We start from the raw sequence: 13440 nt of genomic DNA, 5'->3' as shown, positions 1-13440 counted from the left end.
GTTCGGCTGTCCGTTCCCGGTCAGACCCCGGCGTAGGAGTGCTTGCCGGTGACGAAGATATTGACCCCGTAGTAGTTGAACAGGTAGCAGCCGAAGGCGATCAGGGCGAGGTACGCGGCCTTCCGCCCCTTCCAGCCGGCCGTGGCGCGGGCGTGGAGGTAGCAGGCGTAGGCGACCCAGGTGATGAAGGACCAGACCTCCTTGGGGTCCCAGCCCCAGTAGCGGCCCCAGGCGGCCTCGGCCCAGATGGCGCCCGCGATGATCGTGAAGGTCCACAGCGGGAAGATCGTGGCGTTGATGCGGTACGCGAACTTGTCCAGGGACGCGGCCGAGGGCACCCGCTCCAGCACCGACTTGGCGAACCGGCTGTACTGCTTGGCCTCCGGGTTCTCCAGCTGTGCCTCGTACCGGTCGCGGAAGAGGTAGAGCAGCGTGGAGACGGCCCCGATGTAGAGCGCGGCGCCGGAGATGATCGCGCAACTGACGTGGATCCAGAGCCAGTAGGAGTGCAGGGCCGGAACCAACTGGTCGCTGGCGGTGTACAAGACAGAGACGGCGAGACCGAGGTCGAGGAGGACCGTGGTGACGAGGGGCAGCCCGATCCAGCGCACATTCTTCTTGAGCACCAGCAGGGTGAGGTATGCGGCGACTGCGACCATGGCGAAGGTCGTGGAGAACTCGTACATGTTGCCCCAGGGCGCGCGCTGCACGGACAGCGCGCGGGAGACGACGCCCGCGGCATGAAAGAGGAAGGCCAGTACGGTCAGGCCCACCGCGATCCGGCCGTAGACATCGCCCTGTTCGCTGTTGCCCGCGGCGCCCGGCCCGTCCGGGACGTCGCGGCTGCCCGCGGCGGAGCGGGTGACGATCTTCGGGCGCTCCAGTACGGCGGTGCCGCCGCCCTTCCCGCCGACCCGCACGGCGACCTTGGCGCGCTGGGCGGCCGCGGCGTCGGCGGTGATCGCGTTGGCGGTGCGGCCGACGGCGCTGCGGCTGCCGAACACCCACTCGGCGATATGGGCGAGGAAGGCGAGGGTGTAGACCGCCATCGCCGAGTAGATCAGCACGTTGCTGTAATGAGCCAGGTTCTCGTTGACTGCGGCGGCGAGGTTCACGCGCGCGCTCCTTCGGCAGGATCTGCGGGATCTGCGGTGTCGGATGCGGATTCCGGTGCGGCTTCCGGGTCGGCTGCCGGTTCCGGGTCAGGCTCCGGTTCGGGTTCCGCTTCCGAAGCGGGGGGTGCGTCCGCCTGCAGGCGGACGGCCAGATCGGCGAGCTCCTCGGGGAGCTTGGCGTATTCGCTGCGGCCGAGTCCGGCCATCTCGACGACGGTCGTGCCGTCGTCGCCCGCCACCGCGCGTACCCACACCCGGCGGCGCTGGAGGAACAGGGAGGCGGCCAGGCCCACCAGGGCCCCGACGGCGCCGATGAGGGCGCCCTGGTCACCCGGCTTGTGCGAGACCTGGAAGCTGGCCCAGCTCTTGACGCCGTCGAACGTCAGGGTGCCGCCGCCGTTCGGCAGCTTCATGGTGTCGCCGGGCGCGAGCGCCCGGGCGTACTTCGTCTTGCCGTCGGGCTCCATGAACTGCTTCATCCGCGACTTGTCCAGCTGGTACACGCTCTGCGGCGTACCGCCGTCGATGCCGAGGCTGCCGTGGTAGGCGGTCAGGACCAGCGCCGGATTGTCGAGCGCGGGGAACTGGGAGAACATCCCTCTGCTGCGCACCCAGGTCGGCAGGAACTGCCCCTGGAAGGCGATTTGATCCTTATTGCCGGTCTCGTCCTGATAGTCCGGTACCTTGATCACCATGCTCTCGGTGAGGTTGGCCCCATCGATCGGCAGCCCCACCACCGGGCCCTGGTGCACGACGTTGCCCTTGCCGTCCCGGATCGTGACGACCGGCGAGTAGCCGTGCTGCAGCAGATAGACCTTGTAGCCCGAGATCTCCAGCGGCTCGTTCACCTTGATCGAGGTCTTGCGCGCGGGACCGTCCGTACCGTCCCAGTAGGTGACATCGGCGCGGAAGGTGCGCGGGGTGCGCATCTGCGGGCCATTGCGTTCGTAGGTCGCGGCGAAGTGGTCCAGCTGGAAGCTGAAGGGTGCGAGGTCGTCGCTGTTGAACAGCTGGCCCGTCTTGATGTCGTCGTACTGGGTGAGGCTGTTGGAGAATCCGCCGCCCTCGGTCACCAGGCTGGTGCCCTCGGTCTTCCACAGCTGGCCCGCGGCGAAGGACACCAGCAGCACGATCAGCGCGATATGGAAGAGAAGATTGCCCACCTCCCGCAGATAGCCCTTCTCCGCGGCGACCGCGTCACCCGCCGCCTCGGTGCGGAAGCGGCGCCGCTTCATCATCTGCTGGGCCGCCTGGAGCACCCGCTCCGGCTCGGCGTCGCTGCGCCAGGTGGTGTACACGGGGAGCCGGGTGAGCCGGCGCGGAGCGGCCGGCGGGCGGCCGCGCAGCTGGCCGATGAACTGCAAGGTGCGCGGCACGATGCAGCCGATGAGCGAGATGAACAGCAGCAGATAGATCGCCGAGAACCACACCGAGCTGTACACGTGGAACAGCTGCAGCTTCTCGTAGACCGGGGTGAGCGTCGGGTGCTTGTCCTTGAAGTTCTGGACCTTGAGCGCGTCGATGCTGGTCTGCGGGATCAGCGAGCCCGGGATCGCGCCGAGGGAGAGCAGAAAGAGCAGCAGCAGGGCGACCCGCATCGAGGTCAGCTGCCGCCAGAACCACCTGGCCCAGCCGAGCGGCCCCAGCGAGGGGACGTTGATCTCCTCGACCGGGGCGGTGGACAGCTGCGACCCCGCCGCGCCGAGCTCGCGCTCGTCGGCGGACGCGCCGCTGCCGGCCGCCTTCTCGGCCGCGGTGTCGGTATCGGTGGTGGACATGGATCAGATCCCAACGTTGAAGCCCAGAGCCCAGCTCTGCATGTCGCTCATGATGCTGTCCCAGACACCTGTGAGCAGCAGCACCCCGAGGGCCACAAGCATGCCGCCCCCGATCCGCATCACCCACACATAGTGCTGCTTGACCCAGCCGAAGGCGCCCAGCGCCCGCCGGTAGGCCACGGCGACGGCGACGAACGGCAGCCCGAGCCCGACGCAGTACGCGGCGGTCAGCAGGGCGCCGCGCCCCGCGCTCGCCTCATTGAAGGCCAGCGCGTTCACGGCGGTGAGCGTGGGCCCCAGGCACGGCGTCCAGCCGATGCCGAACAGGGCCCCCAGCACCGGTGCGCCCGCGAGGCCCAGGCTGGGCTTGACGTGGAAGCGGAACTCTCGCTGGCCGAAGAGGGTCAGCGCCCCCATGAAGGCCAGCCCCATCAGGATCGTGACCACCCCGAGGATCTTGGAAAGGGTCTCCTTGTGCTCCTGCAAGGTCCAGCCGAAGTGACCGAAGAGCGCGCCGCTGGAGACGAAGACGGCGGTGAAGCCGAGGACGAAGAGGGAAGCGCCCGCGACCATACGGCCGCGCTTCGCCTCGGCCAGATCCGTACCGGTGACCCCGGTGACGTACGACATATAGCCGGGCACCAGGGGCAGGACGCACGGGGAGAAGAAGGAGACCAGTCCGCCGAGGAGCGCGACCGGCAGCGCAAGCAGCAGCGCCCCCGTGAGAACGGTCTGGTTGGGATCGGTGACGGCGGCGAGAGTGCTCACGGAGGTCACTTCTCCGCGATCAGCGGGTCGAGCATCTTGCGCAGGCTCTCCTCGCTGAGCGGAGCGAGAGCGCGGGCGGCGATCTTGCCGTCCCGGTCCAGGACGATCGTCGACGGGATGGCCTGCGGATTGAGGCTGCCCTTGGGGAAGCGCAGCATCAGCTTGCCGATCGGGTCGTACAGGCTCGGATAGCCGACGCCGAAGTCCTTCTCGAACCTGAGCGCGGGGGCTCGGTTGGAGTCACGGGTGTTGATCCCGATGAACTGCACGCCCTTGGCCTTCGTGTCCTTGGCGACCTTGGCGAGATTCGGCGCCTCCGCCCGGCAGGGCGCGCACCACGAGCCCCAGACGTTCAGGACGACGATCTTGCCCTTGTAGTCCGCCACATCGAGCGGCTTGCCCTCCAGGGTCTTGCCCGAGAGCCCGGGGGCGTCCTGACGGTTCCCCTTGGGGGCGGTGTCCACCCCGCCCTTGCCCTGCACGAATTTGGTATCGGCGGAGCCGCCGGAGGTGCCGCCCGCACCACAGGCGGTCAGGGACAGCGCGGCAACCACGGCCCCGGTGGCCAGCACGGTTGCGCGACGGCGGGTCGCGAGGCGCCGAGAGGCGCGGCAGGCACTCATGTGAAAAGTTTCGCATGGCCCTTTTGAGAATCTTCGCCACCCCCCTCGGGCCCTCCCCCGGCCCCTCACGGCCAGGGACGTCAGCGGCCGTTCGGGCTCCACGCCTCGCCCACTCCGAGCTTGCGCAGATCCGCGAGGACGGCGGGGTCCTGTGCGTCCATCCAGTCCGTGAACTGCTTGAAGGACACCAGCCGGACGTCCTTCCGCTTCTCGTCGGCCATATGCTTCAGCGCTTCCTCGACGGCGTCCATATAGATACCGCCGTTCCACTGCTCGAAGTGATTACCGATGAAGAACGGTGCGCGATTGGTCTCGTACGCCCGCTGGAAACCGGCTATGTACGCCTCAGTGGCCTGCTTGCGCCAGCCCGGGTAGTTCGCGGGCGGGGCTTTCGTCGAATTCCGCGACTGGTTGGCCAGCATGTTGTAGTCCATCGAGAGCACCTGGAATGAGTGCCCGGGGAAGGGAATCTGCTGGAGCGGGAAATCCCACAGCCCTTGCTTCTTCGTGGGCCACACCTGCAGCCCGCCGGGCGAACTGGCGTCATAGCGCCAGCCGAGCTCCCGGGCGGTCGGCAGCAGATTCGCCTGGCCCTTCAGGCACGGGGTGCGGCCGCCGATGAGTTCCTTGCGGTAGTCGAAGGGCAGCGGTTCGAGGTCCGTGAAGCCCGTGTTCGACCGCCACTGTGTGACGAAGGACACCGCCTGGTCGATCTCGGACTTCCACTGGGCCGGCGTCCAGTGCTCGACCGAGCCGCTCCCCCCGCAGAAGTGGCCGTTGAAGTGGGTGCCGATCTCATGGCCCTCAAGCCACGCCGCGCGGACGTTCCGCAGCGTCGCCTTGATGTGCTCATCGGTGAGATAGCCGATGTCGGAGGCGCCGACGGGGTTGTTCGGCGGCTTGTACAGCGACTTCTTCGACTCCGGCAGGCAGTAGATCCCGGAGAGGAAGAAGGTCATGGTCGCGCCGTGGTCCTTGGCGAGCTTGCGGAACCGCGGGAAGAGACCGTTGCCGACCTCTCCCGCGCCGTCCCACGAGAAGATCACGAACTGCGGCGGCTTCTGCCCCCGCTCCAGCCGCTCCGGCTTGGGCTCCTTCGGCCGCCGCGACCCGTGCGAGGTCGAGCCGTCGCCGATCGGCTTCGCCTGGGTCGTTCTCCTCGGCTTCGCCCCGCCGGACCCCGACGAGGAGCAGCCGGCGACGGTCAGTGACGCCACCGCTCCCACACCAAGACCGAGGATCCCCCTCCGGCTGACCTCACGCATAACGCCCTCGATTCGCACTCGCCGTACTGGTTGCCCGGGTCAAGCGGACAACCCTTGAGATGGCGAGACGAATAGCGGGGTTCCGAAGGGACGCGTTCAATTACATTATCGACACAATGTCTCCGGGCGATTACCCCGCGCTACCCGGCCCCGTTATGAGCCGGTCATGAGCCGGTCATGAGCCGGTCTTGCGCCGTAGCCCTTCGAGGCCGGCGGCCGTCATGCGCCGTACCCCTTGGAAGCCCCCTTCACCGGCTTGGCACCCGCGAGCAGATGAGCCGGGACGAGATCGCGGGCCGGTTCGCTGTAGCCGACCGACACGATCTTGTCGCCGCGGTAGGTGAAGCTGGTGAGGCTGGCCAGCGTGCACTGCCGCCTCCGCGGGTCGTGCCACAGCCGCCGCCGCTCCACGAAGCTGCGCACGATCCAGATCGGCAGCTGATGGCTGACGCAGACCGCCTCATGCCCGCGCGCCGCGTCCCGCGACGCCCCGAGCGCCGCCATCATCCGTACCACCTGGTCGATATAGGGCTCGCCCCACGACGGGCGGAAGGGGTTGCTCAGATGGCGCCAGTTGGCCGGCTTGCGCAGCGCGCCGTCGCCCACGCCGAACGTCTTCCCCTGGAAGACGTTCGCCGCCTCGATCAGCCGCTCGTCCGACGCCACATCCAGGCCGTGCGCCTTGGCGATCGGCGCCGCCGTCTCCTGCGCGCGCTCCAGCGGGGAGGCGACCACGCGCGTGATGTCGCGGTCGGCGAGATGCTCGGCCACCCGGTCGGCCATCCGGCGGCCCAGCTCCGAGAGGTGATACCCGGGCAGCCGCCCGTACAGCACGCCGTCGGGGTTGTGCACCTCGCCGTGGCGCATCACATGGACGACGGTGATGTCGTTATCGCTCTTCGTCATGGCGTCCATCATTCAGCCGCCTCGGCGGCGGCCCGCGCCGCCCCCGGCAGCGCCACCGCCACCCGCTCCAGCGCCCGCTCGTCATGCGCCGTGGAGACGAACCACGACTCGAAGGCGGACGGCGGGAGATAGACGCCCTGGGAGAGCATCGAGTGGAAGAAGGCGGTGAAGCGGAACGCCTCCTGCGCCCTGGCCTTCTCGTAGTTGGTGACCTCGTCGGTGGTGAAGAAGACCGAGAACATGTTGCCCGCGGCCTGCACCCGGTGCGCCACGCCCTCCTTGGCGAGCGCCTCCGTCACCAGCGCCCGCAGCCGCGCGGAGGCCGCGTCGACCTTCTCGTACGCCGCGTCGTCCAGCAGCCGCAGCTGCGCGACGCCCGCCGCCGTCGCGACCGGGTTCCCGGACAGCGTGCCCGCCTGGTAGACCGGGCCCGCCGGGGCCAGCCGCGCCATGATGTCCGCGCGCCCGCCGAAGGCCGCGGCCGGGAAGCCGCCGCCCATGACCTTGCCGAAGGTCATCAGATCCGGCTCCACGCCGTCGAGCCCGTACCACCCGGCCTTGGAGACCCGGAAGCCGGTCATGACCTCATCGGAGATATACAGCGCGCCGTTGTCGGCGCACAACTGCTTCAGACCCGCGTTGAACCCGGGCAGCGGCGGCACCACGCCCATGTTGCCCGGCGACGCCTCGGTGATCACACAGGCGATCTCCCCGGGATGCGCGGCGAACGCCTCCCGCACCGCCTCCAGGTCGTTGTACGGCAGCACGACGGTCTCCCCCGCCTGCGCGCCCGTCACCCCCGGGGTGTCCGGCAGCCCGAAGGTCGCCACCCCGGACCCGGCCGCGGCCAGCAGCGCGTCCACATGGCCGTGGTAACAACCGGCGAACTTGATCACCTTGGCCCGTCCGGTGAACCCGCGGGCCAGCCGGATCGCCGACATCGTCGCCTCGGTGCCCGATGACACCAGACGCACCTGCTCGACAGGCCCGACCCGCGCCACGATCTCCTCGGCGAGCGCGACCTCGCCCTCACCCGGCGTGCCGAACGACGTACCACGTGCGACGGCCGCCTGAACGGCCGCCGTCACCTCGGGGTGGGAATGGCCGAGGATCATCGGTCCCCACGAGCACACGAGGTCCACATACTCGCGTCCATCGGCATCGGTGAGGTACGGACCGGCACCGGACACCATAAAGCGGGGCGTACCTCCGACGGCGCGGAACGCCCGCACCGGAGAGTTCACGCCGCCGGGCGTCACGGCCGCCGCGCGATCGAAAAGCGTCTGCGAAACTGGGGCTTCATAGCTATAGGGCAGTTCGGTCATGACCTGCTGTTTCTGCGTCGAAGCGGACGGTGAACACCATCAGCGTAGGGCAGCACCCCTAGGCATGACGAAGCCCCGCCCATGCGCCGCGGGGGACGACGCACGGACGGGGCTTCGGGCCCTGGAGGAGCCGACCAAAGCGCTCCCGGACCCCTTCCTCCCTGCCCTTGTGAGGAGCTGCCTGAGCGGCCTCCAGCGGGGCCGTGGAGCGAGCCACCGCAGGCGTAGGAAGAGCCCCCGTCATCGATTGACGGGGGCTCTTTCCGTGTGTCAGCTCAGACGGCTTCGCGCTCCTCGTCCGCCGTCGACTGGGACGTGGCCACGACCACCGTCACGCGATCCTCCACACGGCACGTGCGCTCAGTGCCGCCACGCCCGTTAGCCTTCGCGACAGTGATGCGGTCGACGAAGAGTTCAACCAACATGCGGCGGTCTTCGACGTCGGCACGCGCCCACCACGAGTTAGGCCCGAGGGGGTTGCCGTCTTCGGAGTCCGCCCACTCTTCGATGGGGAGCGGAGGCAGATCGGAATCGCCAACCACAGCAATCCTGGCGTCGACCGCTCTCAGGCGCGTCTCAAGCGACGACTTGTCGGCCAGGAATTGCCGACGTCCGATTTCGCCGTCATAGATTCCCATGCGAAGGTCGCTGTAAAGCTGCTCGATCGATCGGACGATATCCGCCCGCTCTCCAAGCAGCGCGGCGCGCTCGCTTCGAATCTCCGGGCTTTCTTTGAGACGCGCCAGGCGGACGGTCGCTTCAGCGAGGATGTCCAGCGTCTCCGGGTCGTCCCCGTCGGCGTTGACAATGACTGCCATGATGCGAGAAGCAACGTAGTAATCCACGTCTGCTCGCTGGATCGTGCTCCCGCCTTCGTGCGTCCCCTCTTCCGTAACGCCCGCCGGCCGGCTGCACTTGTAGACGTCCCCCGAGCCAGTCATGGGACGTCCGCATTCGCAGTAGAGCTTTTCCATGGCCGTCAGGAGGTACTTACTGGGCGTCCCACCCCGGTTGCCCCGCCCCCTGCCTGCCAGCCAGTCCTGAGCCTCGAAGAAGCGGGGCGGCGGGATGAGCGCTTCGCCGACGATGATGGGCTCTTCGTTCTCGTCGCGGAGGATGCGGTACCCAGTGACGTTACGCGTCTGGTTGCCGTCCTTGTCATGGGAGTACACGGGCGCGGCAGACATCCCAGCCAGCCGAGGGTCTGTGAGGAGCCGCTTCACGGTGCGCTCCCTCCACTGCCCGCCTTTCTGCGTGAGGACGTTCCTGGAGTTGAGCCATGCCACGATGGCGCCTACGGACGCCGGATGCGCGTTCTTCTTCCCCGTCCAGGGCTTGTCTTTGAATTCGAAGATGCGGTCAAACATCTTCACGACCTCGCCCGCCTGATCCGTGCCGTCTTCACGCACAGGCGCGGGACGCAGTCGACGAATGGTGACCGTGACGGGTTTGCCGTCGATCTCACGCGTGACTGATTCTGCGTAGGACTCCATGCCGTAGGGCAGCGCCCCTCCGGTCCAGCCTCCGAATTCCTTTTCCTTCTTCTTCGTCCCAGCGATTGCCTGGCTCTTATTCCGGCTGTCCTGATATGCCGCGTCAAGGCGCATGATCAACATGATGAGTTCCATCGTGTTATCCGGTCCAGGCGAGAACGTGCCTTCAGACACGGATGTGATGGTGACCCCGAGATCGAACAACTCCAGGACGATAGGAATTGCGTCTCTCGGCTCCCTTCGAGAGAACCGAGTCACGTTGAAGACGACGATTTCGTGAACTAACCCTTCACGGCAGTCGTTTAGAAGACGCTCAAATTCCTTGCGCTTGGCGCTCGGGTCATACCCGGAAACGCCGATGTCCCTGTAGTGGCCCTTGAAAGAGCATCCGCGCTCTCGCGCCTTCCGCTCCGCCGCTTCGCCCTGCGTCTGCGGACTGGCTTCCGATTTGTCCGCTTTAGCTTTTGACTGGCGGGTATACCCTGCTGCCACCCGGAGCACGGTAGCGACGTGCTCCGGGACCCCCGCCTGCGTAGTTGGGTGCATACATCCAAAGTACCCTAACTGCATGAAGGTTGGGCTGCGTACGGATAGCTCACGCAAGCCATGTTGTCAGAGCCGGACGGAGTCCTGCCGCCGGGCGTTTCACAGCCCGAACGTGGGGGAGGTCTCTCTAACATTGATCGGGTTGCGCGGTGGTAGCCGCGAGTGGTCGGGTGGAGATATGCATCGCAGTGGCGAACTGGGTGAAGGGACTGACGACCGAGGCCCCGAGCGCGCCCGCCCCGGACGCCATCGGCGAGACGAAGCGGGCAGGGCAAGCAGAAGCGGGGGCCGCATGGGGGTGACCTACAAGTACTTCGGCGCGCCCGACGGGGCCACCGCCGCCCGGGTCCCCATCTCCATGCGCCCCGAGGAACTCGGCGGCGACGAGCTCGGCCACGGCATGTTCACCAAGATCAAGCCGGAGACGGTCGCCGCGATGGTCCTCACCGGCATCGAGGGCATGCCCCTCCACAAGGTCCCCCCGCTCGAACTCGTCGTCCTCCACCCCGACTACGCCGTCGTCAAACTCCCCATGACCGCGGTGGACCCCCTGCGCGGCGTAGGCGAAGAGGCGGTGGGCGCGGCGGCCTTCATCTGGTCCACCGTCCCCGACCGCGGCGGCCCGCGGGACGCCTTCACGGTCTATCAGCTGCTGCACGAGTGGCAGGACTTCTCCCACCGGCTGCATGAGGCGGGGCACCAGCCGTACTGCTTGGTGTGGCCCTGAGGGGTGGCGTGGGGGGCCTCGTTGGGTGTTTTAAGGCGTGTTGGGGCCTGCCTCGTCGTTCCGTTGGCGACCTGTACGGGTGCGAGGGCGCGGCCGGCCGCCTCTCGGTGAGGCGGTGGGGCCGATCCCGTGGGGCGCGGGGAGCGCGAGAGCGCGAGAGCGCGAGCTCTAGCGATCCAGGCACAGTTCGAGCAGGGACCATCCCCGCGGGGTGCGAGGAGCACTGCGCGGCGGCGCTGAGGCTCACCCCTGCCGCGGGACCATCCCCGCCGGTGCGGGGAGCACACGTAACCGATGGCGGCATGTGGCGGCTCGGGACCATCCCCGGGGTGCGGGGAGCACCCGACGACCGTCAGGTCCGCGACCCTCGTGATGGGACCATCCCCGCGGGTGCGCACACTGCGTGAGCTGCGGGTTTACTCGTCGTCGTTGCAGATTTCGAGCACTCCCATGGAGCCCGACATAAAGGGCCGGTGCGACAAACCCCGCACCCACCCCGTTCCGACCGCCGTCACTTCACCGACGCGTAGAGTCGGCCGCACCAGGCCACGGACCACCCCAACTACTGGGCGGCCAGCCGCTCCTGAGCCGCGTCCAGCCGGGCGAGCACCCGCTCGCGGCCCAGCACCTCCAGCGACTCGAACAGCGGCAGCCCCACCGTACGGCCCATCACCGCGACGCGGACCGGAGCCTGCGCCTTGCCCAGCTTCAGTCCGCGGGTCGCGGCCACGGCCTCCAGCGCAACCTTCAGCGACTCGGCCTTCCACTCCGCCGCAGCCAGCTCGGTCCGGGCATCCCGCAGCAGCTCCTCGGCGCCCGCCTTCATGGCCTTGTTCCACGACGCCTCGTCGTCCACCGGCTTGTCCAGGAACAGGAAGTCGACGTACTTCGTGATCTCCGACAGCACCGACAGCCGCGTCTGCGCCATCGGCGCCACCGCCTCGAACACCGCCTGGTCGTACGCCTCCGCCGCCCACGGCGCGTACGGGGCCTTCAGCCACGGCGCACACGCCGCGACAAACGCCTCCGGCGCCAGCCCCCGGATGTACTCCCCATTGAACGCGGTGAGCTTCTTCACATCGAAGAACGCCGGCGACGTGCCCACGTCCTCGATCCGGAACACCCGCTCCAGCTCCTCGTACGGCCGGATCTCCACGTCATCGCCCGGCCCCCAGCCGAGCAGCATCAGGTAGTTCGCCATCGCCTCGGGCCGGTAGCCCTCGGCCAGGTAGTCCTCCAGCGCCACCTTGTCCCGGCGCTTGGACAGCTTCTGCCGCTTCTCGTTCACGATCACCGGCAGATGCGCCCACACCGGCGCCTTCGCCCCCAGCGCCTCCCACAGCAGCTGCTGCTTCGGCGTATTCGACAGGTGCTCCTCACCCCGGATGACCTGCGTGATCCCCTCATCGAGATCATCGACCACATTGGCGATCAGGAACACCGGCGAGCCGTCCCCACGCGCGATCACGAAGTCCTCGATCGCGCTGTTCGGGAACGCCGGCTTCCCCCGGACCAGGTCGACCACCACGGTCTCCCCCTCATCCGGCGTCCGGAACCGCAACGCCCGCCCCGGCTCATACGCCAGCCCCCGGTCCCGGCAGAACCCGTCGTACCCCAGGTGCTCCGACCCGGTGCGCTCCTTCAGCTGCTCGCGGGTGCAGTCGCAGTAGTACGCCTTCCCGGCCGCGTACAGCTGCTCAGCGGCTTCCCTGTGCCGGTCGGCGTTCTGCGTCTGGAAGTACGGGCCCTCGAAGACCGGGTCCGACTCGTTGATCCCGATCGCCGCGAGCGCGCTGATGATCCCGTCGACCCACTCCGGCCGGTTCCGCGCCGCGTCCGTGTCCTCGATCCGCAGGACGAACGTCCCGCCGGACTGTCGCGCCACCGCCCAGTTGTAGAGAGCGGAGCGAGCACCACCAACGTGGAACATACCGGTTGGAGAGGGGGCAAAACGAACACGAACGGGAGCATTAGACATGCCATCCAGCGTACCGATCCGTCGCGACACCGCCGCACCCAAGATCTTCACTGGCTCCTGTGAGCTCGCGGCTCCTGGAGCAACGGCTCCGCTTGAGCTCATCCGACTGTCAGTGCCCATCCATAGCATCCGGCCATGAGCATGATCGGAGAGTACGCGCGCCTGACGGCCACCGAACTCGATCGCGCCGTCCGCGAGCCGGAGTGGGCCGAGAAGTTCGTCGATGAGCTGATCGAAGCGGAACCGGACGAAGGGGCCGAGGCATCCGAAGCGCGCTGCCATGACACCGACAAGGCATGGCACGCGCTCGACTTCCTGCTGCGCCGAATCCAGTTCCCCGTCGACATCGTCCACGGCGAAGAGGAGATCCGCGGGGCCGAGGACTGGGGATACGGACCTCCCCGCTACCTCACCCCGGAGCGAGTCCGCGGCGCCGCGGAAGCACTCGCGGCAACGACCTCCGACAGCCTGGTCACCGGAATTACCTCGGCGGATCTGGCCCGCGCCAACATCTATCCCAGCATCATCTGGGAACGCGGTGAATCGCTGGACTACGTCATCAGCCACTACAAGGCACTGGTGCCGTTCTTCCAAGCCGCAGCCCGCGACGGGGAAGCCATGCTCGTCTGGCTCGACTAGCCGCCGACGCTACCGTCACCGCTCGGTCCGCCTCGTTTGAGGGGATCCCCGCAGACGCGGGAGCCGGCGGCCAGGGCGTACCGGATGGCTGGCGCAGCCGGGATCATCCCCGCGCCTGCAGGGAGCACGGATCAACCGCCGGGGGCCGGGGGCCGCCGGCCGGCGCGATGCAGCGTTGCGGGCTAGATGAATGAGTCCAAGGGGTGCCGTCGCGGTTAGTGATCGTAGGCGATCAGTGACCGCTTGATGGGTTGCCCTTCCTTGTCGTTGTGCCAGA

Annotated in this window: 11 protein-coding genes; 2 read left to right on the top strand and 9 right to left on the bottom strand. The window is 67.9% G+C overall.

The window, feature by feature from the left end:
* Nucleotides 1–20: 20 nt before the first annotated feature.
* The 8 genes from ccsB to ABZS71_RS31690 form a co-directional block, all read right to left on the bottom strand.
* The gene (gene ccsB / locus ABZS71_RS31725; protein WP_356215548.1) at nt 21–1115 is read right to left on the bottom strand and encodes a c-type cytochrome biogenesis protein CcsB; all 1095 of its coding nucleotides are present in this window, start codon (nt 1113–1115) and stop codon (nt 21–23) included.
* Nucleotides 1112–2893, bottom strand: a complete 1782-nt coding sequence (locus ABZS71_RS31720; protein WP_356215546.1) for a cytochrome c biogenesis protein ResB — start codon at nt 2891–2893, stop codon at nt 1112–1114. The genes ccsB and ABZS71_RS31720 overlap by 4 nt, the downstream gene beginning before the upstream one ends.
* A gap of 3 nt (nt 2894–2896) precedes the next feature.
* Nucleotides 2897–3661, bottom strand: coding sequence for a cytochrome c biogenesis protein CcdA (locus ABZS71_RS31715; protein WP_356215544.1), 765 nt, complete (start codon nt 3659–3661; stop codon nt 2897–2899).
* 5 nt (nt 3662–3666) lie between these two features.
* Complete coding sequence (locus ABZS71_RS31710) at nt 3667–4284, bottom strand: TlpA disulfide reductase family protein (protein WP_356215542.1); 618 nt, start codon at nt 4282–4284, stop codon at nt 3667–3669.
* A gap of 80 nt (nt 4285–4364) precedes the next feature.
* Complete coding sequence (locus tag ABZS71_RS31705) at nt 4365–5549, bottom strand: hypothetical protein (protein WP_356215540.1); 1185 nt, start codon at nt 5547–5549, stop codon at nt 4365–4367.
* 219 nt (nt 5550–5768) lie between these two features.
* Complete coding sequence (locus ABZS71_RS31700; RefSeq protein ID WP_355843629.1) at nt 5769–6455, bottom strand: histidine phosphatase family protein; 687 nt, start codon at nt 6453–6455, stop codon at nt 5769–5771.
* 8 nt (nt 6456–6463) lie between these two features.
* Nucleotides 6464–7771: a glutamate-1-semialdehyde 2,1-aminomutase gene (gene hemL / locus ABZS71_RS31695; RefSeq protein ID WP_356215573.1), complete on the bottom strand. Its 1308-nt coding sequence runs from the start codon at nt 7769–7771 to the stop codon at nt 6464–6466.
* Nucleotides 7772–8055: 284 nt separating this feature from the next.
* Nucleotides 8056–9765, bottom strand: a complete 1710-nt coding sequence (locus tag ABZS71_RS31690) for a recombinase family protein (protein WP_356215538.1) — start codon at nt 9763–9765, stop codon at nt 8056–8058.
* A 232-nt stretch (nt 9766–9997) separates the two neighbouring features.
* On the opposite strand from ABZS71_RS31690, the gene ABZS71_RS31685 reads away from it, so the two are divergent.
* Nucleotides 9998–10546, top strand: a complete 549-nt coding sequence (locus ABZS71_RS31685) for a hypothetical protein (protein ID WP_355843638.1) — start codon at nt 9998–10000, stop codon at nt 10544–10546.
* Nucleotides 10547–11108: 562 nt separating this feature from the next.
* Here ABZS71_RS31685 and gltX read toward each other — a convergent pair.
* On the bottom strand, nt 11109–12524 hold the full coding sequence (gene gltX, locus ABZS71_RS31680) for a glutamate--tRNA ligase (protein WP_356215535.1): 1416 nt from the start codon (nt 12522–12524) through the stop codon (nt 11109–11111).
* A 135-nt stretch (nt 12525–12659) separates the two neighbouring features.
* Between gltX and ABZS71_RS31675 the strand changes: the two genes are divergently transcribed.
* Nucleotides 12660–13163 (top strand): YfbM family protein, encoded by a 504-nt coding sequence (locus tag ABZS71_RS31675; protein ID WP_356215533.1) that lies wholly within the window; start codon nt 12660–12662, stop codon nt 13161–13163.
* Nucleotides 13164–13440: the final 277 nt, after the last annotated feature.

The sequence above is a fragment of the Streptomyces sp. NPDC005393 genome, assembly GCF_040606675.1.
GTDB lineage: Bacteria > Actinomycetota > Actinomycetes > Streptomycetales > Streptomycetaceae > Streptomyces.
This window is presented reverse-complemented; position numbering and strand designations above follow the sequence as displayed.